We start from the raw sequence: 24,499 nt of genomic DNA, 5'->3' as shown, positions 1-24,499 counted from the left end.
GCAGATTTCAGATGGTCTGGGTGGGCCGCTCGGAGGCCAGGTGGCTGCCCAGCATCTCCTCGATCTTGATCTTGAGCAAGCGGGATTTCTCATCACGCGGAAACTGGATACCCACCCCCTGGGTGCGGTTGCCAGCTGCGCGCGGTGGCGTGACCCAGGCCACACGACCGGCAATCGGGTAACGCTGCGGGTCGTCCGGCAGGGACAAGAGCACGTAGACATCGTCGCCCAGGCGGTAGTCGCGCGCGGTCGGAATGAACATGCCCCCTTCGGCAAACAAGGGAATGTAGGCGGCATACAAGGCCCCCTTCTCCTTGATGGCGAGCTGCACAACACTGGGGCGCGGGGTACTGGGACTGTTCATGGCGTGGACTCTGTGGCCGAGTTTAGGGCGATTTGCGCCTCGCTCACAAGCGCTTCCAACATCAAACCTGGGTTATACGGGTGATCTGCCGTTCGAGCCGCCTCGCTGAGGTTGCGCGACCAGCGCAGCAGCACCTTGTGGGCCGGTGGACGCGGCAGTTCGCTGGCCATGAAGTAACGCGGTGCCGCGCCGGAGGCCATGGCCAGCAGGTCATGGCAGACCTTCTGCAGGCTCTGGATGTTGCGTGCGGCGGGCCAGTGGGCCAACACGCCGGGGTCACCCCGCAGCAACGCACGGGGCAATTGCGCCCAGGACTCGGGGGTCAGCCCCTCAGCGGCCAGCATCAGCGCGTCTTCGGGGCGTCCGCCGGCCGCGCGCAGCAACGCCGCGGCGGCGGCAGCCGGCAAGCCCTGCCCCGCCAGCCAATGGCCGGCCTCGTCAGCACCTGGCCAGACCAGTGAGTGGGTCAGGCAACGGCTGCGGATGGTGGGCAGCAACTGGTGGGCCGCTTCACTGGCCAGCACAAAGCGCACATCGCCCGGGGGTTCTTCCAGGGTTTTGAGCAGCGCATTGGCCGTGATGTGGTTCATGTCCTCGGCCGGGTACACCAGCACGGCCTTGCCACGCCCCCGCGATGAGGTGCGCTGGGCAAACTGCACCGCCTCGCGCATCGCCTCGACACGGATCTCGCGGCTGGCCTTGCGCTTCTTGTCGTCAATTTCAGACTGCGCTTTCTCCGACAAGGGCCAGCCCAAGGCCAGCAGTGCTGTTTCGGGCATCAGCACCATCAAATCAGGGTGGGTGCGCACGCGCACGGCGTGGCAACTGGCACAGTGGCCGCAGGCGCCATGCGGTGTGGGTGCATCACACAACCAGGCCTCGACCAGGGCGAGGCCCAGCGGGTACTGACCCAGGCCCGAGGGGCCTTGCAGCAGCCAGGCGTGACCGCGCTGGCTCAACAGGCTGTCAAGCTGCCGTTGCAACCAGGGCGCCAGGGGCGGGCGGGCCTCGCGCTCTTCACTCATTGCGGACCTCCATGGGCGGCCACCATGATGGCCAGCCAGCCCTTGCGCACCAGCACCCGGGTGATCTGCTGCCAGACCTGGTGTCGGCTCTGAGCCGCATCGATGCGTTCAAAACGGCCAGGCGCTGCGGCGGCGCGTGCCGCGTAGCCCGCTGCCACCTGGCCGAAGAAGGCCACGGGTTGAGACTCGAAACGATCGGGCACACGGGCGTCGGCCAGTCGGGCGGCCGCCACCTCGGGGTCGAGATCAAACCAGATCGTGAGGTCCGGCTGCCGCAGGCTGCCACCAGAGCGGCCTTGCACCATGCGCTCGAGCTGGGCCAGGGTGTCCAGATCGAAGCCCCTGCCACCGCCCTGGTAGGCAAAAGTCGCGTCGGTGAAGCGGTCACACACCACCACCTCTCCGCGGGCCAGGGCGGGTTCGATGACCTGTTGCAGGTGGTCACGTCGAGCGGCAAAAATCAGCAAGGCTTCGGTCAGGGGGTCCATGGCGTCGTTCAGCACCAGGGCGCGCAGTTTCTCGGCCAGGGGCGTCCCGCCAGGCTCGCGGGTCTGACACACCACCCGCCCCTGGGCACGAAAGGCCGCCACCACCCCCTCGATGTGGGTGGTCTTGCCGGCACCGTCGATGCCTTCGAAACTGATGAACAAGCCGGGAGTGGGTGGGGTCATGGTCGACGCTGGAATTGGTTGACGGCCCGATTGTGCTCGTCAAGGGTGGCACTGAAGTGGCTGCTGCCGTCGCCACGTGCGACAAAGTACAGTGAACGGCTCTCGGCGGGGTGCACGGCGGCCAGCAAGGCCCCCCGGCCGGGCATGGCGATCGGGGTGGGCGGCAGGCCGGGGCGGGTGTAGGTGTTCCAGGGCGTGTCGGTGAGCAGGTCGCGTTTGCGCAGGTTGCCATCAAAACGTTCGCCCATCCCATAGATGACCGTGGGGTCGGTCTGCAGCAGCATGCCGGTGCGAAGGCGATTGACGAACACGCTGGCAATCAGCGGGCGGTCGCTGCCGCGCCCGGTTTCTTTTTCGACGATGCTGGCCAGGACCAGGGCCTCGTCGGGCGACTTCAGGGGCAGGTTCGGGTCACGGGCCTGCCAGGCAGCCTCCAGTTTCTTGTCCATGGCCCGCAGCGCCCGTTGCAACACAGCCAGATCGCTGCTGCCCTTGGAGTAGGTGTAGGTGTCGGGGTAGAAGCGGCCCTCGGGCACCGTCCCGGGGCGACCCAGACGCGCCATGATGGCGGCATCATCGAGCTCGGTGCTGTCGCCTTTGAGTTGATCGGCCCGTGCCAGGGCCTGGCGTACCTGGCGCCAGTTCCACCCCTCGACCAGGGTGACGGCACGCAGGGCCTCTTCACCTCGCACCAGCTTGCTCAGCAGGCGCCTGGGCGTGATGGTCGCGTCAAGCTCATAGCTGCCGGCCTTGATGCCACGGGCCTGGCCTGAAAAGCGGAACCACGCATACAGGAACAGGGGATTCACCTCCACACCCGCATCCTGCACGTCCTGCGCCAGGGCACGCGGCGAGGTGCCAGGTTCGATCGAGAGGTCGATCGTGGGCGCAGCCAGGCGCAAGGGCGCATCCAGCCACCAGAACACGGCGCCGCCCAGGGCTGCTGCCACCAACACCAACATCACCAGCAAAGCGCGCACAGCCCAGGCCCCATCACGAACAAGTTTTTGACGGGGGATGATAATTCACGCATGACACAAGCCATGAATTCTCCCCAGGCGCTGCTTCACGGTGTGGCGCCCTTGTCGACGCTGGGCGTGATTCGCGCCCGCGGCGACGATGCTGCTTCGTTCCTGCACGGTCAACTGACCCAGGATGTGCTGCTTTTGCCAGACGGGCAGGCCCGCCTGGCCGGCTATTGCTCGGCCAAGGGGCGCCTGCTGGCCAGTTTTGTGCTGCTGCGCCTGAGCGCCGCCGAAGTTTGGCTGGTATGCCCCCAGGCCTTGCTGGCATCCAGCCTGAAGCGCCTGTCCATGTTTGTGCTGCGAGCCAAGGTCAAGCTCGACGATGCCAGTGCCGAATTGAGCGTGCGGGGCCTGGCCGGCGAAGCCGCCTTGGCCGCCCTGCCCGCAGGGACCCCGCCCTGGACGGCCTCCCCCTGCGCTGCGGGGCATGCCATTGCGCTGTATCCGGCAGCCGGTGTGGCACGCGCGCTGTGGGTGGGCCCGGCAAGCGGCAGTGAGTCCACCGCGCCGGCCCTGTCCGAGTCGCTCTGGGCCTGGTCGGAGGTGTTGGCCGCCGTGCCGACACCCGGTGCCTCGCAGACCGACAGCTTTGTGCCCCAGATGCTGAACCACGAGTCGGTGGGCGGCGTGAGCTTCAAGAAAGGCTGCTACCCCGGGCAGGAGGTGGTGGCACGCAGCCAGTTCAGGGGCACGCTGAAGCGCCGCACCTGCCTGGCCCACGGAGCAGGTCTGGCCAGTCTTGAGCAGGCCCCCAGCCCCGGCCAGGAGGTGTTTCTGCCAGATGATGCGGCCGATCAGCCCAGCGGTGTGGTGGTTCAGGCCGCCGTGTCCCCCACCGGCGGGGTCGATCTGCTGGCCGTGGTGCAGGTGACGGCCAGTGCCGCCGGTACCACCTTGCACCTGGGCGCACCGGATGGCCCCGCCCTGGTGGTGCAGCCCCTGCCCTACCCGCTGCTGGCCGACATCTGATCCACGGACCGGATTCGCGTCTTCAGATCGGCGTCTTGGATCAAAGGCCCCGCACCATTTCAATGTGCGGGATATCCACTTCGTAGAACACGTCGCCACGGGGCTCAAAGCCCAGTTTTTCGTAAAACCCGCGGGCGCTGGTCTGGGCGTGCAGCAGCACCTCGCGGTCGCCCCGCTCACGGGCGGCCTCCATCAGGGTGCGCAACACGTCTGCGCCCAAACCCGAGCCCCGCATGGCCCGCAAAACCGCCATGCGGCCAATGCGGGCCACACCGGGCGCATGCACCAGCAAACGGCCGGTGGCCAGGGCCTGGTCGAGGCGGTTGTAGACCACCGCGTGCAGGGCGGTGGCATCGGCCTCGTCCCATTCCTCGTCCAGGGGAATGGCTTGCTCCTGGACAAACACCTCGGTGCGCACGCGGGCCGCATCGGCCCCCAGCGTGGTCCAGTCACCGCGGCGCACCTCGAATACCGGCTGGCCTGCGGCGTGGTCCAGCAGCAGGCTTCGCAAAGCATCCGGCACGCGACGCGAGGTCTGGGTGGCCGGATCAGCGAACACATACAACAGCTCGCCAGACACCAGCAACTGATCGCCCCGGAAAATGGCGCCCACCAGTTCAATCGACGAATTGCCAATGCGTCGGCAGCTCAGGCCGACCTCGAGCACGTCGTCGTAGTGCGCCGAGGCGTGGTACTCCAGCGTCAGACGCTTCACGTAAAGCTCACCGCCCAGCGCCTGCATCGAGGCCTCGTAAGGCAAGGCCAGCTCGCGCCAGTAGTCACCCATGGCGGTGTCCAGGTACATCGCGTAATGGCCATTGAAGACGATTTTCTGCATGTCCACTTCCACCCAGCGCACGCGCAGGCGGTGAAAGAATCGGAAATCGCTGCATTGTGGCGCTGGGGTGCTCATGGGGACTCCGTGGGGGGATTCAGGGCAGCGCGCATGGCCTCTGCCGCATGTTGGTGGGCTTGCAGGGCTTCAGGGATGGCGCGGCCCATCTTGATGAATTCGTGGGTCACGCCGCGGTAGATCTCCAGGTCCACCGCATGGCCGGCCAGACGCAGCTTGTCGGCATAGGCAATGCCCTCGTCCACCAGTGGATCGAACTCGGCCAGCCCCAACCACGCCGGTGCAAGCTGCTCGGTGTCGGGGGCCAGCAAGGGGGCGAAGCGCCAATCCTCGCGCTCCTGACGGGAGGGCACATACTGATCGAAAAACCACTGGATGTGGGACGCCTCCAGCACCAGGCCATGGGCAAAGCGCTGGTGCGACACGGTGTCCTGGTAAGCCGTGGTGCCAGGGTAGAACAGCAGTTGCAGGGCCAGTGGCAGGCTTTCCAACGCAGCCTGCACCGCCAAGGCGGCAGCCAGGGTGCCGCCAGCGCTGTCGCCCCCCACGGCCAGCCTTGATGAATCCAGTCCCAGACCGGGGCCTTGGCCATGCAGCCAGCGCAAGGCATCCCAGCCATCGTTGAAGGCCGTCGGAAACCGGTGCTCCGGGGCCAGCCGGTAATCGAGCGACACCACGGCACAACCCGATCGCAGGGCCAGGCTGCGGCACAGGATGTCATGGGTGGCGATGCTGCCGATCATGAAACCACCGCCATGCAGGTACAGCAACACAGGCAGCCCTGTGTGCAGGGTGGGCCGGTAAAGGCGGGCTGGCAGGGCGACCCCATCGCGGGCCGGTATTGTCAGCTCACGCACCTCGGCCAATTCAGGGCGGCTGATTTCAAGCACATCGGCCCCGGCTGCATAGGCGGCGCGCGCCTGCCGTGGGGACAATGAGTGTAAGGGTGGACGCCTGGCCTTGAGCATGCGGTCGATCACGCCTTGCATCGCAGGGGTCAGCCGGTGGGCTTGGGAAAAAGTGCTGGAAGACATCGGTCTCGGATCGTTGCGGCTGTCAGCACCGGGCCTTGTCACCTGAGTGACCGCCGGGGTGATCTGCCTGGGGTTTGAACGTCTGGTCAGGCCAGGCTTCAGCCGGTAAAGTCAGTTGCGCATCGTACAACGTGGCGCTTGGTCCGATCGGCGACCGGTGTCCCCTCAACCCGTCTGACACTTTATTTTCGCTTCATGGCCTTCATCAACTACGTCACCCAGATCCAGTTCGAGTTTGGCGCCGTGCGCCTGCTGGCGGCCGAATGCGAGCGCGTAGGCATCCAGCGCCCCCTGATCGTCACCGACGCCGGGGTGCGCGCCGCGGGCGTGCTGCAAAAGGCCCTGGATGCCCTGCCGGGCCTTAGCCTGACCGTGTTTGACCAGACCCCCTCCAACCCCACCGAGGCCGCCGTGCGGGCCGCCGTCGAACTGTACAAATCTCAGGGCTGCGATGGGCTGATTGCGGTGGGCGGTGGCTCGGCCATCGACTGCGCCAAGGGCATCGCGATCGCGGCCACGCACGAAGGCCCGCTGACCACCTACGCCACCATCGAAGGGGGCTCACCCCGCATCACCGAGCGCACCGCCCCCTTGATCGCAGTGCCCACCACCAGCGGCACCGGCAGCGAGGTGGCGCGTGGCGCCATCATCATCGTGGATGACCACCGCAAGTTGGGCTTCCATTCCTGGCACCTGGTGCCGCGGGCAGCCATCTGCGACCCGGAACTCACCCTGGGCCTGCCCCCGGGCCTCACGGCGGCCACCGGCATGGATGCCATCGCGCACTGCATGGAGACCTTCATGTCGGCGGCCTTCAACCCGCCAGCTGACGGCATCGGCCTGGACGGCCTGGAGCGTGGCTGGGCCCACATTGAGCGTGCCACCCGCAATGGGCAGGATCGCGAGGCGCGCCTGCAACTGATGAGCGCCTCGATGCAAGGTGCGATGGCCTTCCAGAAAGGCCTGGGCTGTGTGCACAGCCTGAGTCACAGCCTGGGGGGCGTGAATCCCCGCCTGCACCATGGCACGCTGAACGCCATGTTCCTGCCCGCGGTGGTGCGCTTCAACGCCAGCGCCGAATCGGTGCAGCGTGAGCGCCGGCTGGACCGCATGGCCCACGCGATGGGCCTGCGCTCGGGCGGAGACATCCCGGACGCCATCCGCGACATGAACGCCCGCTTGGGCCTGCCCACCGGCCTGGCCGCCATGGGCGTCACGCGGGATCAGTTCGACGATGTGATCAAGGGTGCCTTGGCCGACCATTGCCACAAGACCAACCCGCGCATCGCCAGCCCCGAGGAATACCGCGAGATGCTGGAAGCCTCAATGTGAGCCCTGTCAAAGCCTGGTGCTGGGTTCATTCAGCAAAGCCTCCAGGGTGGGTGCGCTGAACATGTGCTCGGACCACGCTTCCAAATGCTCCACCGATGCACTCTGAAGCCGCTGGTAGACCCAGGCGGGCACGGGGGTGAAGCGCTGCTCTATCACTCGAGTCAGCATCATGGCGATGCCTTGTGAAAGCCCTTGTGAAAGTCCTTGTGAGAGACCCTGTGTCAGTCCTTGAGACAATCCTTGTGAATGCCCTTTGGACAGTCCTTTTTCAATGGCTTCGTTGTAAAGGCGTTCCAGGGTTTCTTCGAGCATGGTCGGGCCTTTCAGAAGGTCGTGGATTTGATCGAGTTCGTCGGCGACGATGTCCGGCATTTTGCGCCGTATCAGGCGACGGAGCCAGACATTGAGGGTTCTTCTCAATTTCTGATGCTCGGGTGCCTGGAGCGCCTGACCCATCGCGTACGCCAGCCTGGCGATGTCGGACCGATTGGTGCTGTGCTCCAACTTGAACAAGGCTTCGGTCACGTTCCGAACTTCGTCAGACTGGGATAGCTTCAATCTGGCTTCATCGATCAGGTGATACAGCAAGCGCGGTCTGTAGGGTTCCAGCGCAGGTATGCCAGGGGCGAAACAGTCAGCCACATCCTGAGCCGCAGACCAGGAGCGATGTCCTTTGTAAAGGACCAAAGGCAGCAAGGGCGGCAGCCTGCCTTGCTCCAACTGCCCTTCCTTGATCAGATGCTGGGCCAGCAGGCCCACATAGACCATCATGCGCACCGCCATCCATTCGTCGGGCTGGCTTTGAAACTCCATCAGCAGATAAACCCAGATCCAGCGCGGCCCCACCAGTAACCGCCAGACCATGTCGTCGTGGCGCTGCTTGTCCGATTCGCTCACGTAGCTGGCATTGACCCGCTCCAGCGTCTCGAACCTGGCCGCCTGCACCCAGTCGCCGGGCACGAAACCGAGCAGCAGGTCGCGCACCATCTCGGGGTGGGAGAACAGCAGCTTGTAGTCGTTGTCGTGGTGCGTGGGCATCGCCCATGCTGCCGCGGATCGCACAAGGGCCAGTTGCATGGCCGCCAGACTGCGCTGTCAGCCTGACAGCGGGTAGCAGCCCAGTCCGGAGGAGCCGTTCAGAGGGCCTCGACCCGACCCATGTCCGGGGCATGCAGCCACTCGGCGAACTCGTCGGCCAGTTGCTGGCTGGCCTGCACGGCCCGAGTCCAGGCGACTGCACGGCCAGCATGGTCATTGCCATAGTGGGTGAAGTCCTTGCGGTCGGGCAGTTTGGCGTTGGGCAGGGTCTGCACCCAGGCCGGGTCGGGGGCCAGCACCAGCATCGGGTCCAGAAAGGCGCTGGCACGGTGGCGCCACTTCAGGGCCTTGTCGAGCCAGCCGGGCACCACGGCCTGCTGAAAATGCGGATACAGCACCACGCCCGGGGCGGGGCTTCGGTAATCCAGGTGCATGTGGTAGTCGGTGATGCCGCCATCCCAGTAGGCCCCTGGTGGGGCGCCGGCGATACCGCTGACCGAGCGCAGCACAAAGGGGATGGAACAACTGGCCTGCACGGCGTCCATGAAATTGGCCGGTGTGAGGGCCACCTGGCGGCTGCGGTAATCACGGGTGCTGAAGGGCAAGGCGGCATGCCGGGCCGAAAACACGACCCGCTCCAGCCAGGCCCCCATGGCACGGCGCTGCACGGTGTTGCTCAGAAATGCGCCCAGATACCCCAGGGGCGTGGCCAGACCATGCTCCTGGGCCAGCACGTGCCGGCCGCGCGAGGCAATCACATGCAGTCGGTAGCGTGGGTGTTCCAGCACTTCATGTTCGCGACCGCCAAAAAACAATTTCAAATTGTCGGCAAATCGCTCGCTCACATGCTCGGCGCTGGGGCGCTTCTGGCCTGGCGCCAGTTCATAGCGTTGGGCGATGTAGTCATGTTCAAGCCGGGCAAAGGCCTGAACGGGATCGTCCAGGCACGCCGTGGCCATGCGCCACGCCCCAATCGAGGCCCCCACCAGATCGATGGGCTGGCTTGAGCGCGGCAGCCATTCGCCGAACAGGAAACGGTCCAGCGGCCCCAGCACCAACCCCTTGGGGCCGCCGGCTGCCGCGGGCACCACGCGAATGTGCTGAGGCTGCAGCCCGTGGGCCTGCAATTGGGCGCGGGCCTGGGGCCCGGCATAAAGACGTAGCGCTCTCATCGGGGCATGCGCGGCTGGTGGGGTCCGGGTTCAGACAAAGGCGCCCACTTCCTGGGGGGTGGTCCAGTCGATCGGATCCTGCTGCAGCACCATGTCGATGTCGAGCTCCAGCGCCAGGCCCACGGTGTCCGGAAAGCTCACCGCCAGTTCGCGGTCGGTGAATCCCGCTTCCTTGGCGCGGGTGCGCCAGGAAGCCAGGTGGATCACACCCGCCAGTGGCTCATAGACCTCGTTCTCGAACGGGGCAACCTGGTACTCGAGCGCATCGACGATGGCCGCCGGAAACTGCCATTTGCGGGCAAATCCGGCACTCACCTGGGCGTAACAGAAGCCCAGCTTCTTGCGCTCGCTGCGCGCCCGCTTGAGATCCAATGGCCCGTGCTCCATGTTGAGCAGCGCCATGTCACGCGGCATGCCCATGTGCATGGCGAGTTCGCCGACCGCATGCAGCAAGCCCGAGGTGAAGGCCGCGCTGGGGTTCTGCCGCACCACGCCGGCCAGAATGCGGGACACCTTGGCCGTGTCCAGGCTGTAGCGCCAGAACTGCTGCAGGTTGATGCCCGCCACGCCGCGGAAGGCGCCGCCCACCGCTGCCGCGGACACCAGGGTCCGAACATGGTTCAGGCCCAGCACGGCCAGGGCCTCGGCCACGCCGTTGACTCGCCGCTCCAGATGAAAGAAGGCCGAGTTGGCCAATTGCAGCAAGCGGGCTGTCAAGGCCGGGTCGGTGCTGATCAGTTGCGTGATGCGACGCAGGTCCGACTCGTCCTTGTCCAATTCCAGCATGAGCAAGGCCACCACCCGCGGAATGCTGGGCAGGGCGATTTCAGAGGCCAGAAGGGCGTCAAGCTCCATGGAAATTGATTTTGAAACTGATTGTTTCCGATTATCGTCAGCGCGAGCGGTTTTGCAGCTTGGCAAATGCAGAAGCCATGGCAGATGGGGTTGCCGCGTCGTTTTGGCGCCGCTGCCCGCCGCCCTGGTGCTGGCGCCCAGCCCCTTCAAAGCGGTTGTCGCGCGGACCGTCGCGGCGCGCCGGTGCGGCGTCGAGCTTCATGGACAGGCCGATGCGCTTGCGCTCCACATCCACCTCCATCACCTTCACCTTGACGATGTCACCGGTCTTGATGACTTCGCGCGCATCGTTGACGAACTTGTGGCTGAGTTGGCTCACGTGCACCAGACCGTCCTGATGCACCCCCAGGTCAATGAAGGCGCCAAACTGGGCCACATTGCTGACGGTGCCTTCCAGAACCATGCCTTCACGCAGGTCCTTGATGTCTTCAACCCCTTCGTTGAAACGGGCCACCTTGAAATCGGGCCGCGGGTCGCGCCCCGGCTTCTCCAGTTCGCCCAGGATATCCTTGACCGTGATGACGCCGAACTTCTCGTTGGCAAACAGCTCTGGCTTCAGGGTCTTGAGCATGTCGGCACGGCCCATCAGTTCGGCCACAGGCTTGCCGGTCTTGGCCATGATCTGCTCCACCACAGGGTAGGTTTCGGGGTGCACACCGGTCATGTCCAAGGGGTTCTCGCCACCGCGGATGCGCAGAAAACCCGCGCTCAGCTCGAAGGTCTTGGCCCCGAGGCCGCTCACGCTGAGCAACTGCTGGCGGCTGGCAAAGGCGCCATTGGCCTCGCGCCAACGCACCACCGCCTTGGCCACGGCGGCGCTCAGGCCCGACACCCGCGACAGCAGGGGCACGCTGGCGGTGTTCAGATCCACCCCCACCGAGTTCACGCAGTCCTCCACCACCGCTTCGAGCGTGCGAGCCAGTTCACTCTGGTTCACATCGTGCTGGTACTGGCCCACGCCAATGCTCTTGGGGTCGATCTTGACCAGTTCGGCCAGCGGGTCCTGCAAGCGGCGCGCGATGCTGGCAGCACCACGCAGGCTCACGTCCACATCGGGCATCTCTTGCGAGGCGAATTCGCTGGCCGAGTACACCGAGGCACCCGCCTCGCTGACCACCACCTTCTCCACGTGACGGTCGATCTTGGCCAGCAGCTTGATCAGGTCGGCGGCCAACTTGTCGGTTTCGCGGCTGGCCGTGCCATTGCCGATGGCAATCAGGTTCACGCCGTGCTTTTCACACAGGCGGCCCAAGGTGTGCAGCGAACCGTCCCAGTCGCGGCGTGGCTCATGCGGGAACACGGTGCTGGTGTCCACCAGCTTGCCGGTGGCATCGACCACGGCCACCTTGACACCGGTACGGATGCCTGGGTCCAGGCCCATCACCACACGCGGACCGGCGGGCGCCGCCAGCAACAGGTCGCGCAGGTTGTCGGCAAACACCTTGATCGCCACCTTTTCGGCCTCTTCACGCAGGCGCGAGAACAGATCCCGCTCGGTGGACAGGCTCAGCTTGACGCGCCAGGTCCAGGCCACGCACTTTCGAAGCAGGTCGTCGGCCGGTCGGCCTGCATGGCTCCAGCCCAGGTGCAGGGCAATGCGCCCTTCTGCCACTGAGGGCTGTCCCGGTTCCGGGGGCACCGGCAACACCAGTTTGGCCTCCAGAATCTCGAGTGTTCGGCCGCGAAACACCGCCAGGGCGCGGTGCGATGGCACCCGGCCAATGGGTTCGTCGTAGTCGAAATAGTCGCGGAACTTGGCCACATCGGGGTGGTTTTCGTCCTTGCCCTCGATCTTGCTGCTTTTCAGCAGACCTTCATTCCAAAGCCACTCGCGCAGGTTTTGCACCAGGGCGGCGTCCTCGGCCCACCGCTCGGACAAAATGTCGCGCACGCCGTCCAGCACGGCCCCGGTGGTGGTGAAATCACTGCCGTCTTCGCCCTTGGCGGTTTTGACATAGGCCTGGGCCTCGTCCGCCGGCACACGGGTCGGCTCGGCAAACAGGAGATCGGCCAGGGGTTCAATGCCGGCTTCGCGGGCAATCTGGCCCTTGGTGCGGCGTTTTTGCTTGTAGGGCAAGTACAGGTCTTCGAGTTCCTGCTTGGTGGGGGCCGCATCGATGGCCGCGCGCAGGGCATCGGTCAGCTTGCCTTGCTCGGCAATGCTCTTCAGGATGGCCTCGCGGCGGTCTTCCAACTCGCGCAGGTAGGCCAGGCGGGCTTCCAGCTCACGCAGTTGGATGTCGTCCAGGCCCTGGGTCACTTCCTTGCGGTAGCGGGCAATGAAGGGCACGGTCGCGCCCCCATCCAGCAGGTCTACAGCAGCGCGCACCTGCGCCTCGTTCACCCTGATTTCAGCGGCCAATTGCCGAATGATCTTTTGCATGTCTCTCGCAGCGTCACGGTCGAATCCGAAGCCGGCGAGTGTGCCACAGCGCCCTGCCCCTGGCGTCCAAATGAGCTGGCTCGGGTGTGAAACTTTGCCGCATCGCAGCCGACAGACGGCAGCCGCTAAACTGCCCGGCAACATGGAGTGAAGCGATGGCCATCGAGCAAGGCAGTGATCTTTTGAAAACCGTGGTGCTGCTGGGCGCCGGGGTGCTGGCCGTGCCGCTTTTCAAGCGACTGGGGCTGGGCTCGGTGCTGGGCTACCTGGCCGCGGGCCTGGCCGTGGGGCCCTTCGGCATGGCCGTTTTCAGTGAGTCCCAGACCATTCTTCATGTGGCCGAGCTGGGGGTGGTGATGTTCCTGTTCGTGATCGGCCTGGACACCCAGCCGAGCCGGCTGTGGAAGCTGCGCCGCCAGATTTTCGGTCTGGGCTTGATGCAGGTGCTGACCTGCGCCACGTTGCTCACCACCCTGGGCCACCTGCTGGGGCTGGCCTGGCCAGTGGCCTTTGTCGCCGCCATGGGGTTTGTGCTGTCCAGCACGGCCATCGTGATGCAGGTGCTGGACGAGCGCGGTGAATCTTCCAGCCCGCCCGGGCAGCGCATCGTGTCGATTTTGCTGATGGAAGACCTTTCCATCGTGCCACTGTTGGCCATCGTGGCCTTTCTGGCCCCTGCACCGGCCGACCAGGAGCCCGTGTCGCGCTGGGTCACCATGGGCGTGGCGCTCAGCGCCATCCTGGGCCTGGTGACGGTCAGCCGCTGGTTGCTCAACCCCTTGTTCAGCCTGTTGAGCAAGGTGCGCGCCCGCGAAGTGATGACCGCGGCCGCTCTCCTGGTGGTCTTGGGCGCTGCCCTGGCCATGCAGTGGGGCGGGCTGTCGATGGCCTTGGGCGCCTTCGCCGCCGGTGTGATGCTGTCCGAATCGACTTTTCGGCATCAGTTGGAGGCCGACATCGAACCCTTCCGGGGCTTGCTGCTGGGCCTGTTTTTCATGGGCGTGGGCATGTCGCTCGACCTGCCGCTGGTCTTGCAGGGCTGGCCCAAGCTGCTGGCGGGCGTGGTGGGCTACATGCTGCTCAAGGGCCTGGGGGTGTACACCGTGGCCCGCCTGACCCGTTGCAACCGGCGTGACTCTGTGCTGCGCGCGGCCATGATGGCCGAAGGTGGCGAGTTCGCCTTTGTGCTGTACGCCACGGCCGCCCATGCGGGCCTGATCGAGGCCGAGATGAATGCCGTGCTGAATGCGGCAGTGATCTTGTCCATGGCCCTGAGTCCTCTGTTGTTGGCCGCCGTGCGCCGAACCCTGGCGGCCCGCCCTGCCCCGCCCGACCTGCGCGGCATCCAGTCCGTGGACGCCGCAGCCGAACTGGCCCCCAGCGTGCTGGTGATCGGCTTCGGTCGTTTTGGCCAGATTGCCTGCCAGAACCTGCTCGCCCGCGGCATCGAGATCGCCATCATCGACCGCGACACCGACATGATCCGGGCCGCGGCCCAGTTCGGCTTCAATGTGTATTACGGTGACGGCACCCGGCTGGACGTCTTGCAAGCCAGTGGCGCCGGCACTGCGCGCGCAGTCCTGGTGTGCGTGGACGACAAGGCCGCCACCACGCGCATTGTCGAATTGATCAAACAGAGCTTCCCCCTGACCCCGGTGCTGGCCCGGGCCTTTGATCGCCAGCACGCCATCGAACTGATGCACCATGGCGTGGATTTCCAGATGCGCGAAACCTTTGAAAGTGCCATGGCCTTCAGCCTGGAGGCCTTGCGCCAACTGGGGGTTGAAGCGTCGGACGCCGCCGCCGTGGGCGAGGACATCCGCCGGCGCGACTCGGAACGCCTGCAAATGCAACTCAATGGCGAAGCCAAGGCGGCCCTGGCGCTGCTGCATGGCAACCGCTGGGCCCCCACCCCGCTGACCACGCCGCAGCGCGAAGGCCAGGCCCTGAACACGGCGGCCGAAGCGGTGATCCATGGCGACGCGGTGGCGGAACCGGCACCGACCCCAGGCCGGAGCTGAACCATGGACCTGTTCAAGGCGCTGCTGCGCTTCATCAAGACCCTGCTGCTGGGCACGCTGGCTTTGCTGCTGGTGTTCGAAGAATGGGGTTGGGACACCCTGTCAGCCCTGGTCGGATGGATCGCCCGGCTGCCGGTGCTGGCCTGGCTGGAGCGCCGCATCCGCGCACTGCCCCCTTGGGCCGCCCTGTTGATGTTCGCGGTCCCGGCCCTGGCCCTGCTGCCCGTGAAGCTGGGCGCCCTGTGGCTATTCAGCCAGGGCCACGCGGCGCTGGGCCTGGTGCTGCTGCTGGGCGCCAAGCTGCTGGGCACCGCGGTGTTGGCACGCCTGTTCCACCTGACCCAGCCGGCCCTGATGCAACTGGCCTGGTTTGCCCGCTGGTACCCTCGCTGGAAAGCCTGGAAAGACCGGCTGCTGGCTTATGTGCGCAACAGCGCGCCCTGGCAGGCGGCCCGCGCCCTCAAGACCCGGGTGGTGGGCCAGGTGCGCGCCTGGTGGCAGGCCTGGCGCGGTTGAACCTAGCCCTGCGGCAACCAGCCCCGCACCAGCCCGCTGAGCACCAGCCCCGCCGCCAGCAAGACGGCAAACTGCATCTCGAACCGGAAGGTCTCGATCAGCAGCGCGCTGTAGTCGTCGGCGTGGGATGCACGCCGCAAGGCCCGCAGAAGGCGCTGTGCCCGGGGCCAGAGCAGGATGGGCAACAGACACAAGGATGACCCCGCCAGCCAAGCCAGGGGCAGCAACAGTGCGAATGTGCCGGTCAGCATCAGCGCATGGGCCCGCCGTGCATGGGCAGCCCCCAGGCACACGGCCAGGGTGCGGCGCCCCACCCGTTCATCGTGGGCCAGATCGCGCAGATTGTTGATGGCCAGTGCCGATGCGGCCAGCCCCCCCATGCAGAGCGCGGCCAGCACGCTGGGGGCGTCGAATCCGCCCGTCAACAGCCATTCGCTGCCCAGCACAGCCACCAGCCCGAAAAACACCAGCACGGTCAGCTCGCCAAATGGCGTGTAGGCAATCGGCCGCGGCCCGCCCATGTAGGCCAGCGCCGCCAGCAACGACGCACTGCCGATCACCAACACCGGCCAACCTTTGAGCAGCACCAGCCCCAAACCGAATGCCGTGGCCAGCAAGGCCAGAGCGGCCACCACCCACTGCATTTGGCGCACTGCGATCCAGCCCAGCGCCGTGGCCCGCGGCAAGCCGGTGGCGGTGGGCGACTGGTGCGCACCGCGCCGGGTGTAGCCGACATCGTTTTGCAGGTTGGTGATGATTTGCATCAACAAGGCCGCCACCACTGCGGCCGCTGCGGCCCAGGCATCCAGCGCACCGGTACGGTGCCACCCCAGCGCGGCCCCCACCAGCACCGGGGCCAGCGCGACCCACAGACTGCGTGGGCGCACGGCCACCTGCCAGGCTTTCCAGGTCTGCCAGCGGCCTCTGGGCGGTTCGGCCGGAGCCGACGGGGCAGATTGCAAGGGGGATTTGTTCACGGCATCGGTTGCTACAGGACGAAACAACCGATTCTGCCAGCCGCGCCCGACTGGGGAAGCCGTGACGGCGCCAACGCATTTGCTTACCAAGCCACCAGGCCGGACAGCCGTGCACCCCCCTACCACTGCCCAAAATCGCCCACCGCCAACCCACCCACCCGCCGTCAAGGAGTCTTTGTGGAAGCCGCCCTTCGCCTTGTGATCGACCCGCTCAACCACCTTCTGTGGAGCCATGTGCTGATTTACGCCCTGCTCGGCGTCGGCCTGGTATTGACCCTGGGCACCGGCGCGGTGCAACTGCGCGGACTGGGCCACAGTCTGGACGCCTTGCGCCGGGATGGTGGCAGCAGCGGCATCACGCCATTGCAAGCGTTCGCCACCGGCCTGGCCAGCCGGGTAGGCACAGGCAACATTGCCGGCGTTGCCACCGCCATCGCCCTGGGGGGGCCGGGGGCCATTTTCTGGATGTGGCTGACCTGTCTGCTCGGCATGGCGTCGGCCTTCACAGAGTCCACGCTGGCTCAGATCTACAAGCAGCGTCACCCGGACGGCAGCTTCCGCGGCGGGCCAGCCTATTACATTCAGCACGGGCTGGGCTCACGGCGCTGGGGCATGGCCTTCGCGCTGGCCCTGATTGTGGCCTTCGGCCTGGTCTTCAACGCCGTGCAGGCCAATTCGATCGTCGACGTGCTGCACACCGCCTATGGCTGGGACAAGGCCGGCATCGGGATTGCCCTGGTGGCCCTCAGTGCCTTGTCCATCTTTGGCGGCCTTCGCCGCATCGGCCGCATCGCTCAATGGCTGGTGCCCATCATGGCCCTGGGCTACCTGCTGGTGGCGCTGTATGCCCTGGTGGTGAACTTTGACCGCGTGCCCGGTGTTTTCGCACTGATTTTTCGCAGCGCCTTTGGCCTGCAGGAGGCCGCCAGCGGCCTGATGGGCTACGGCGTGGCCCAGGCCCTGCAATTTGGCGTCAAACGAGGCCTTTTCTCGAACGAAGCCGGCATGGGCAGCGCCCCCAATGCGGCGGCCACCGCCACGGTGCAGCATCCAGTGTCGCAAGGCCTGTTGCAGATGGTGGGTGTGTTTGTGGACACCATCGTGATCTGCACGGCCACCGCGCTGATCATTCTGTTGTCAGACCAGTTCGTACCAGGCGGGGCACTCAAAGGTGCCGCCCTGACCCAGGCCGCAGTGCAGGCCCACATCGGCAGCGCAGGCCAGGCCTTCATGGCGGTGGCGGTGTTCTTCTTCGCCTACACCTCCATCATCGGCAACTACGCCTATGCCGAGGGCAATGTCGAATTTCTGCGCAGCAGCAAGCCCCTGGTGATGGCTTTCCGGGTGTTGGTGCTGTGCATGGTGATGTTTGGTGCCGTGGCCAGCGTGCCCCTGGTCTGGGACATGGCCGATGTGGCCATGGGGGTGATGGCGTTGATCAACCTGGTGGCAATCTTCAGGCTGCGTCGCTACGCATTTGCAGCGTGGGCCGATTACCGCCGCCAGATCGCCACCAGCAGCACGGCACCGACGTTCCGGGCCGGCGTGCTGCCAGATCAGGGCCGCAGCACGGCGGCCCAAGGCGTCTGGCGGCCTTGAAGCAACGGCTCAGGCGGCGCGCAGCGCGGCCTTGAGCTGCTCGCCCAGTTCTGGCTTGTGGGAGAACGGATCGGTGGGGTTGCGGCCCTGCACCACGTCTTCGAGGCGGGTCTGCACCGAGCCCAGGGCGTGCGGGTGGCTGAAGATGTAGAACTGATCGGCGCTGATGGCGTCGAACACCTTCTGGGCGACCTGGGCAGCCGTCACCTTGCCCGAGCCCACCGCCTTGTCGCTCATGGCCTGGCCGATCAGTTGGCTCTTGGTGGGCTTCTGGTCACGCAGTTCAGCAGGTTGGTTGCGGTGGCTCTGGTTGATGCCGGTGGGCACGAAGAAGGGGCACAGCACGCTGGCACTGATCTGATCGCTGACCAGGCGCAAATCCTGGTACAGGGTTTCAGTCAGGCTCACCACGGCATGCTTGCTGACGTTGTAGATGCCCATGTTGGGTGGGGTCAGCAGGCCGGCCATGCTGGCGGTGTTGACGATGTGGCCCCGGTAGGCCGGGTCTTTGGCCGCGGCCTCCAACATCATGGGCGTGAACAGGCGCACGCCATGGATCACACCCCAGACGTTGACACCCAGCACCCATTCCCAGTCTTTGACCGAGTTCTCCCACACCAGCCCGCCGGCGCCCACGCCCGCGTTGTTGAAAACGAAGTGCGGCGCGCCGAAGCGCTCCTTGACCGCCGTGGCCAAGGCCTCCATCTGGTCGGCCTTGGCCACGTCGACGCGGCGGGCCAGCACCTGGGCGCCGGCAGCTTCGAGTTCGGCCTGGGCCTTGTCCAGGGCATCCTGTTGCACATCCACCAGCACCAGGTTCATGCCCAGACGGGCGCCAATGCGGGCGCATTCGAGGCCGAAGCCCGAGCCGGCCCCGGTGAGCACGGCGGTGGTGTTCTTGAAATCCTTGATCATTCTTTGTCTCCTTGATTGAACGGGTTGCGGAGGCGCTCAGGCCGCGTCGAGCGCGCGCAGCACGTAGCCGATGCGCGGGAAATGGACATGCACGGTGCCGGCGTGCTCGTCGGTGCGCCGCAGGGTGTAGTGCATGCGCGTGGCGGCCACCAGCTCGCCCTCGGTGGTCTCGGTGCCAAAGGCTTCCGCGGCAATGCTCACGCGGCTGCCCAGGGCAATGCCATGCTCATCCTGGAAGGGCTCGTCGCCCAGAGCCACCGGCTGGCTGGCCGCGGCCACGGCGATGGCATCGGCCGAGTCGAACTTGTCGAGGCGGCCGTGCCCCAGCGCGGCCAGCCGATCCATCCACCCCAGGACGCCCGGCGTGGCCTGCAGGATGTCGCCCATGACCGGGTTGCGCACCCGGCTGAACCACAGCGGATGGTAGGCCGCAAAGTCGGCCACCGTGGGCGCATCGCCCAGCAGGAAGGGGTGGTCTTCGAGCATGTTGGCCAGGCGGCGCAGGTAGCTTTTGTAGGCGGCCGTGGCATCGCCAGGGCGCAAACGGGTCATGCCGGTGGACATGGCGCCCCGGTCGGCGGCAAAGGCCTTGGCCACCTCGGGCGGCGCGCCGGCGAACATGGCGGCCGCACCCTTGGGGCTGAGGTTGTAGGCCATGGCGGCCCAGAACAAGGTGGTGTCGGCCCACTGGGCCAGCACCCGGGCCACACCCTTTTGGTGGTCAGGGTACAGCGTGGGGCTGGGCTGGCGGTGCTCCAACACGTCGCAGATCAAGGCCGTATCACAGTAGATGTCGGCACCGATTTGCAGGAACGGGGTCTTGCGGTAGCCCCCGGTCAAGGCCAGCACGTCGGGCTTGGGCATGATCGAGGGGATGATCACCGACTTCCAGGCCAGTTGCTTGTAGCCCAGGATAAGGCGGATTTTTTCCGAGAACGGCGACGTGGGGTAATGGTGGAGGATCAGGTCGTGCATGGCGGGCTCCGTGGGGTTGGGGGGCGCGGGCGCCTCAGATCACCTTGACCAGTTGCTTGCCGAAGTTCTTGCCCTTGAGCAGGCCCAGGAAGGCGTCGGGCGCCGACTCGATGCCCTGGGCCACGCTTTCACGCGGGCGCAGCTTGCCGCTGGCCACCAGGCTCCCCAGTTCGGCCAGGGCCTCGGGCCACACTTCCATGTGCTCACCCACGATGAAGCCCTCAACCTTGAGGCGGTTGATCAGGATCAGGGCCGGGTTGGCCAGCGGCAACGGCTTGCCGTCGTAGCCGGCGATCATGCCGCACACCGCGACGCGGGCAAAGGCATTGGTGCGCAGCAGCACCGCATCGAGGATGTAGCCGCCCACGTTTTCAAAGTAGCCGTCGATGCCGTTGGGGCAGGCCTCCTTGAGGGCCTGCGACAGGCTTTTGACATCGGGGTGGGTCTTGTAGTCGATGCAGGCGTCAAAGCCCAGTTCGTTCACCGCGTAGGCGCATTTCTCGGGGCCACCGGCAATGCCCACCACGCGACAACCGCGCGCCTTGGCCACCGCGGCATAGGTACTGCCCACCGCGCCGGTGGCGGCACTGACCACCACGGTCTCACCGGCCTTGGGATTGATGATCTTGACCAGGCCATACCAGGCTGTCACGCCGGGCATGCCGACCGCGCCCAGGTAGTGGGACAGCGGCACATGGGTGGTGTCCACCTTGCGCAGGGTGCCCGGCGTGGACGCATCGACCACGCTGTATTGCTGCCAGCCCCCCATGCCCACCACCTTGTCGCCCACGGCGTAGCGCGCGTGGCGGCTTTCCAGCACCTCGCCCACGGTGCCACCGATCATCACCTGGCCCAGGGGTTGGGGCTGGGCATAGCTCTTGCCGTCGTTCATGCGGCCACGCATGTAGGGGTCAAGGCTGAGGTAATGGTGTTGAACCAGCACCTGACCTTCCTGCAAGGGGGCGGTGTCGGTCACCACGAGTTTGAAATTGTCGACGGTGGCCTCGCCCTGAGGGCGGTTGTCGAGCACGATCTGCTTGTTCTGGGGCATGGGTTTCTCCTGGTCAGGCCGATCATTCGGCCTTGGGTGGGTGTTCAGGGGGCGTGGGGACATCAGTCCGTGGACACGGCGGCAGGGCCCTGGCCCGGCGTTTCGGTGCGTTTCACGTACTTGAAAGTGCCGGTCGAATGGGCGCAGGCCTCCCCGGCTTCGTTGTAGATCGTGGCTTCGGTGAAGGCCATGCTGCGGGTGCGGTGCATCAACCGCCCCTTGCCGGTCAGGCGCCCGGTCCCCGGGCGCATGAAGCTGGTCTTCATCTCGATCGTCACCACCCCCAGATCGGGGGCCACGCTGCGCGCCGCCGTGGCCATGGTGACGTCCAGCAAGGTCATGATCGAGCCGCCATGCGCCACCTGAAACGAGTTCATGTGCTCAGGCCGGGGCTCGTACACGATCTCGGAATGCCCGCCTTCGAAGCGGGTGAGTTCAAACCCCAGCAGGGTGACAAAAGGAATTTCGACGCCAAAGCTCATAAAAAGGTCCATGGGGATTCAGAGCGCGAGTGTGCGCCCCGTTCGGGGCATTTTCAGCCTGCTGTCACGATCGAGGTACCGCCATCCACCGCCAGCCACTGGCCGGTGATGTGCTTGCCCGCGTCCGAGGCGTACAGCAGGCACAGGCCTTTGAGATCTTCGTCATCGCCGAGACGGCCCAGCGGTGCGTGGGCGGCCAGACGTTCCTCGCCCAGGGCCTTGAGGGTGCCCACGGTCATCTTGCTCGGGAAGAAGCCCGGGCAGATCGCGTTGACACGGATGTTGTGCTGGCCCCATTCCGCGGCCAGGGTGCGGGTGAAGTTGATCACCGCGCCCTTGGAGGTGTTGTAGGCGATGGTGTTCATGCCCTTGGGGTTGCCGCCCAGGCCTGCGATCGAGGCCAGGTTGATGATGCTGCCCTTCTTGCGGGCGATCATGCTGTGTTTGGCCACATGCTGGCTGAGGATGAAATAGCCCCGCACGTTGAGGTTCATGACCTTGTCCCAGGCTTCCACCGGGTGGTCTTCGGCAGGCGAGCCCCAGGCGGCGCCGGCGTTGTTCACCAGGATGTCGATGTGGCCCAGACGGGAGATGGACTCGTCGGCCAGACGGCGGATGTCGTCCTCACGGGCACAGTCGGCTGCAATCCAGCTGGCGTCGATGCCGGCGGCCTTGAGTTCGGCGGCCGACTCTTCCAGGTCTTCGGCCTTGCGCGAACTCAGCACCATACGGGCACCGGCCTCGCCCAGGGCATGGGCCATTTGCAGGCCCAGTCCACGTGAGCCGCCGGTCACCAGGGCGGTGCGGCCTTGAAGGTCAAAAAGTTGTTGCACGTTGCGTGTCATGGGAATGTCTCCTGCTGTTGGATGGCGAACCCGGCGCTGGCCAGGCTCATGCCGGGGTCAAAAGAACGGAACGGAATCAAATGGAATGAGAAGGATTCTGGGCATTCCAGGCGGCGCCACCTGTCTCGGCGGCGATACCTTCAGGCTGACTTCAGGCTCTCAGCGGTCCTCACGGGCTTGCAGGGCGGCGCGCACAAAGATCAGCAGAACGCCAGCAGCGGTCGCCAGACCACCCCAGACCAGCAGACGCTCCCCCTGCCCCGGCGCGACCCGCTCGGTGGCCAGGCCCAGCACCACGCTCAGCAGCCCGCCGTAGATCAGCCACCACACGAGCTGCTGCAGGCGCAACAACAAGCGGGGGCTGACACGCAACAGGGCCACGGGGCAAGACCTCAGAAAGCGTCTTCAGGCAGCTCGGCGCAGGTCTGGTCACGCGTTTCAACCACCCGCAGCCAGGCCCCGATCTTGGGCAATTCGTAATGGAAAAAGAAGCGCGCTGCTGCCAGACGTCCCTGTGCCGTGGCGTCACGGGGGCCACCGGCCTGCACAGCCAGCGCCACGTCCAGCCAGATCCAGGCCAGCACCGTGTGACCAAAGGCCTGCAAGTAGGGCACTGCATTGGCCAAGGCGTCGGTAGGCACGCCAGTGGCCCAGGCCGCCTTGGTGGCCGCACCGACCTGTTGCAGGGCACCACCCAGCGCATTGGCATGGGCGGCCAGTTCGGGCTGCTGCAGCGCACGCTCGATGGTGTTGTTGATGCGGGCCGCCAGCAACTGCAGGCCCCGGCCGTTCTCCATCAGCACCTTGCGGCCCAGCAGATCCATGGCCTGGATGCCGTGGGTGCCTTCATGAATCATGTTCAGGCGGTTGTCACGCCAATACTGCTCCACCGGAAAGTCACGGGTGTAACCGTAGCCCCCATGCACCTGGATGGCCAGCGAATTGGCCTCCAGGCACCACTCGCTGGGCCAGCTCTTGGCGATCGGGGTGAGCACCTCCAGCAACAGGCGCGCATCGTCAGCGGCCTCAGGGGCGCCGGTGTGTTGTTCGTCGACCAGACGGGCGCAGTACAGCTCCAGAGCCAGCGCGCCTTCGCAGTACGACTTCTGGGCCAGCAGCATGCGCTTGACGTCAGCATGCTCGATGATGCGGATCTGCGGCTGAGCGGCGTCCTTGCCACCCACGCCCATGGGGCGGCCCTGGGGCCGGTTGCGGGCGTAGTCCAGCGAGGCCAGATAACCCGCCATGCCCAGCATGGTGGCGGCCATGCCCACGCCGATGCGGGCCTCGTTCATCATGTGGAACATGCATTTCAGGCCTTCGCCCGGGCGACCTACCAGGTAGCCCACGGCCCCGCCCTGCCCGCCTGGCTGGAACTTGCCTTCGCCAAAGTTGAGCAAGGTGTTGGTGGTGCCCCGCCAACCCAGTTTGTGGTTCAGACCCGCGAGGACGACGTCATTGCGCTCGCCCGTCAGACGGCCTTCGGTGTCGACCAGCTTCTTGGGCACGATGAACAGCGAGATGCCCTTCACGCCCGGAATGGTCTTGCCATCGGGACCCGGGATCTTGGCCAGCACCAGGTGAATGATGTTCTCGGTCAACTCGTGTTCGCCGGCCGAGATCCACATCTTGTTGCCCTTGAGGCGGAAGCGCGGGCCCAACGGATCAGCCTCGGCGCCCTCCCCATCGGGCACGGCACGGGTGGCCACATCGCTGAGGCTGGAGCCGGCCTGCGGCTCGGACAGGCACATGGTGCCCGACCAGCGGCCAGCAAACTCGTTCTTGGCGAAAACCTGCTTCTGCAGCTCACTGCCGTGGGCCATCAGCAGGTTGGCATTGCCGGTGGTGAGCATGCCCGAGCCGATGCTGACCGAGGCGCAACCGAAAAAAGCGTTGGCGGCGGCTTCAACCGTGTAGGGCAATTGCATGCCACCCCAGTCGTAATCCTGCGCAGCACTCAGCATGCCGGATTCGGCATAGGCCTTCTGGGCATCATGGGTGGCCTGGGGCAAGGTCACCTTCTCACCGTCGAAATGGGGCTCCTGGGTGTCCACCAGACGGTTGAAGGGGGCGTACTTTTCGCGAGCGATGCGCTCGCAGGTGTCCAGCACGGCATCGAAGGTATCGCGGCTGTGGTCCGCGAAGCGCTCACGCTGGTTCAGGTTGTCGGCTTGCAGCCACTGGAACAGAAGGAAATCGATGCTGGAACGGAGGCTCATGGCGTGGACTCTGTGCGTAAGAAGAGATCAGGGGGAGCCAGCAGAAACAGAGCATGCCGCAGCCCGGAGCGGGCTGAATCTGGGCATGGCGCGTGTCCGTGGCCCGTGCGGAGGCCTGGCTGCCAGGGTGTCAGTCACGCCAAGGCAGCTCAGGCCTGGGAGACTGCGCCGGCATCCG

Annotated in this window: 23 protein-coding genes; 5 read left to right on the top strand and 18 right to left on the bottom strand. The window is 65.8% G+C overall.

Annotated features, from left to right (window positions below):
• Positions 1 to 7: 7 nt before the first annotated feature.
• The 4 genes from AC07VS_RS09165 to mltG are packed head-to-tail and all read right to left on the bottom strand — an operon-like array spanning position 8 to position 3,022.
• Positions 8 to 364 (bottom strand): PilZ domain-containing protein, encoded by a 357-nt coding sequence (locus tag AC07VS_RS09165; protein ID WP_027474505.1) that lies wholly within the window; start codon positions 362 to 364, stop codon positions 8 to 10.
• The gene (locus tag AC07VS_RS09160; protein ID WP_494750778.1) at positions 361 to 1,389 is read right to left on the bottom strand and encodes a DNA polymerase III delta subunit-related protein; all 1,029 of its coding nucleotides are present in this window, start codon (positions 1,387 to 1,389) and stop codon (positions 361 to 363) included. Before AC07VS_RS09160 ends, AC07VS_RS09165 begins: the two co-directional genes overlap by 4 nt.
• Entirely contained in the window at positions 1,386 to 2,060 is a 675-nt protein-coding gene (tmk, locus tag AC07VS_RS09155) for a dTMP kinase (RefSeq protein WP_494750777.1), read from the bottom strand. The genes AC07VS_RS09160 and tmk overlap by 4 nt, the downstream gene beginning before the upstream one ends.
• Complete coding sequence (gene mltG, locus AC07VS_RS09150; protein WP_494656276.1) at positions 2,057 to 3,022, bottom strand: endolytic transglycosylase MltG; 966 nt, start codon at positions 3,020 to 3,022, stop codon at positions 2,057 to 2,059. The genes tmk and mltG overlap by 4 nt, the downstream gene beginning before the upstream one ends.
• 81 nt (positions 3,023 to 3,103) lie before the next feature.
• Here mltG and ygfZ point away from each other — a divergent pair, with 81 nt between their 5' ends.
• Positions 3,104 to 4,054 (top strand): CAF17-like 4Fe-4S cluster assembly/insertion protein YgfZ, encoded by a 951-nt coding sequence (ygfZ, locus tag AC07VS_RS09145; RefSeq protein ID WP_494750776.1) that lies wholly within the window; start codon positions 3,104 to 3,106, stop codon positions 4,052 to 4,054.
• A gap of 40 nt (positions 4,055 to 4,094) precedes the next feature.
• Here the strand turns inward: ygfZ and AC07VS_RS09140 are convergent, their stop codons facing one another.
• On the bottom strand, positions 4,095 to 4,967 hold the full coding sequence (locus tag AC07VS_RS09140; protein ID WP_494750775.1) for a YbgC/FadM family acyl-CoA thioesterase: 873 nt from the start codon (positions 4,965 to 4,967) through the stop codon (positions 4,095 to 4,097).
• Entirely contained in the window at positions 4,964 to 5,941 is a 978-nt protein-coding gene (locus tag AC07VS_RS09135) for an alpha/beta hydrolase (protein WP_492345516.1), read from the bottom strand. The genes AC07VS_RS09140 and AC07VS_RS09135 overlap by 4 nt, the downstream gene beginning before the upstream one ends.
• Positions 5,942 to 6,136: 195 nt before the next feature.
• Between AC07VS_RS09135 and gbd the strand changes: the two genes are divergently transcribed.
• Positions 6,137 to 7,273 carry a 4-hydroxybutyrate dehydrogenase gene (gbd, locus tag AC07VS_RS09130; protein ID WP_494750774.1) on the top strand — a complete coding sequence of 379 codons (1,137 nt, stop codon included), beginning with the start codon at positions 6,137 to 6,139 and terminating at the stop codon, positions 7,271 to 7,273.
• 6 nt (positions 7,274 to 7,279) lie between these two features.
• Here the strand turns inward: gbd and AC07VS_RS09125 are convergent, their stop codons facing one another.
• From AC07VS_RS09125 to AC07VS_RS09110, 4 genes are read right to left on the bottom strand one after another with little or no spacing between them, the layout of a single operon-like run.
• Positions 7,280 to 8,350, bottom strand: coding sequence for an Rpn family recombination-promoting nuclease/putative transposase (locus AC07VS_RS09125; RefSeq protein WP_494750773.1), 1,071 nt, complete (start codon positions 8,348 to 8,350; stop codon positions 7,280 to 7,282).
• A 59-nt stretch (positions 8,351 to 8,409) separates the two neighbouring features.
• A complete protein-coding gene (locus AC07VS_RS09120; RefSeq protein WP_494750772.1) occupies positions 8,410 to 9,483 on the bottom strand; it encodes a patatin-like phospholipase domain-containing protein in 1,074 nt (357 codons plus the stop codon).
• Between the two features lie 30 nt (positions 9,484 to 9,513).
• Positions 9,514 to 10,338 (bottom strand): HDOD domain-containing protein, encoded by an 825-nt coding sequence (locus AC07VS_RS09115; RefSeq protein ID WP_492345520.1) that lies wholly within the window; start codon positions 10,336 to 10,338, stop codon positions 9,514 to 9,516.
• 37 nt (positions 10,339 to 10,375) lie between these two features.
• Positions 10,376 to 12,721 (bottom strand): Tex family protein, encoded by a 2,346-nt coding sequence (locus tag AC07VS_RS09110; protein WP_494750771.1) that lies wholly within the window; start codon positions 12,719 to 12,721, stop codon positions 10,376 to 10,378.
• A 155-nt stretch (positions 12,722 to 12,876) separates the two neighbouring features.
• On the opposite strand from AC07VS_RS09110, the gene AC07VS_RS09105 reads away from it, so the two are divergent.
• Positions 12,877 to 14,742, top strand: coding sequence for a monovalent cation:proton antiporter-2 (CPA2) family protein (locus AC07VS_RS09105; protein WP_494750770.1), 1,866 nt, complete (start codon positions 12,877 to 12,879; stop codon positions 14,740 to 14,742).
• A gap of 3 nt (positions 14,743 to 14,745) precedes the next feature.
• Entirely contained in the window at positions 14,746 to 15,258 is a 513-nt protein-coding gene (locus AC07VS_RS09100; RefSeq protein WP_494656125.1) for a hypothetical protein, read from the top strand.
• Positions 15,259 to 15,260: 2 nt separating this feature from the next.
• Here AC07VS_RS09100 and menA read toward each other — a convergent pair whose 3' ends face one another.
• The gene (menA, locus tag AC07VS_RS09095) at positions 15,261 to 16,235 is read right to left on the bottom strand and encodes a 1,4-dihydroxy-2-naphthoate octaprenyltransferase (protein ID WP_494750769.1); all 975 of its coding nucleotides are present in this window, start codon (positions 16,233 to 16,235) and stop codon (positions 15,261 to 15,263) included.
• Between the two features lie 177 nt (positions 16,236 to 16,412).
• Between menA and AC07VS_RS09090 the strand changes: the two genes are divergently transcribed.
• A complete protein-coding gene (locus AC07VS_RS09090) occupies positions 16,413 to 17,834 on the top strand; it encodes an alanine/glycine:cation symporter family protein (RefSeq protein WP_492345525.1) in 1,422 nt (473 codons plus the stop codon).
• A 9-nt stretch (positions 17,835 to 17,843) separates the two neighbouring features.
• On the opposite strand, the gene AC07VS_RS09085 is transcribed toward AC07VS_RS09090, so the two are convergent.
• The 7 genes from AC07VS_RS09085 to AC07VS_RS09055 form a co-directional block, all read right to left on the bottom strand.
• Complete coding sequence (locus AC07VS_RS09085) at positions 17,844 to 18,749, bottom strand: SDR family oxidoreductase (RefSeq protein ID WP_492345526.1); 906 nt, start codon at positions 18,747 to 18,749, stop codon at positions 17,844 to 17,846.
• A 36-nt stretch (positions 18,750 to 18,785) separates the two neighbouring features.
• The gene (locus tag AC07VS_RS09080) at positions 18,786 to 19,724 is read right to left on the bottom strand and encodes a glutathione S-transferase family protein (RefSeq protein ID WP_494750768.1); all 939 of its coding nucleotides are present in this window, start codon (positions 19,722 to 19,724) and stop codon (positions 18,786 to 18,788) included.
• Positions 19,725 to 19,758: 34 nt separating this feature from the next.
• A complete protein-coding gene (locus AC07VS_RS09075; protein ID WP_494750767.1) occupies positions 19,759 to 20,775 on the bottom strand; it encodes an NADP-dependent oxidoreductase in 1,017 nt (338 codons plus the stop codon).
• 62 nt (positions 20,776 to 20,837) lie between these two features.
• Entirely contained in the window at positions 20,838 to 21,257 is a 420-nt protein-coding gene (locus tag AC07VS_RS09070) for a PaaI family thioesterase (RefSeq protein WP_494656277.1), read from the bottom strand.
• Positions 21,258 to 21,310: 53 nt separating this feature from the next.
• Positions 21,311 to 22,102, bottom strand: coding sequence for an SDR family oxidoreductase (locus AC07VS_RS09065; protein WP_494750766.1), 792 nt, complete (start codon positions 22,100 to 22,102; stop codon positions 21,311 to 21,313).
• A gap of 159 nt (positions 22,103 to 22,261) precedes the next feature.
• The gene (locus AC07VS_RS09060; RefSeq protein WP_492345531.1) at positions 22,262 to 22,483 is read right to left on the bottom strand and encodes a hypothetical protein; all 222 of its coding nucleotides are present in this window, start codon (positions 22,481 to 22,483) and stop codon (positions 22,262 to 22,264) included.
• A gap of 11 nt (positions 22,484 to 22,494) precedes the next feature.
• Positions 22,495 to 24,321 (bottom strand): acyl-CoA dehydrogenase, encoded by a 1,827-nt coding sequence (locus AC07VS_RS09055; RefSeq protein WP_492345532.1) that lies wholly within the window; start codon positions 24,319 to 24,321, stop codon positions 22,495 to 22,497.
• Between the last annotated feature and the right edge of the window lie 178 nt (positions 24,322 to 24,499).

The sequence above is a fragment of the Curvibacter sp. GW821-FHT01G03 genome (assembly GCF_059422285.1).
The sequence above is the reverse complement of the archived record's forward strand: the minus strand, read 5'-3'. Positions and strand labels throughout refer to the sequence as shown.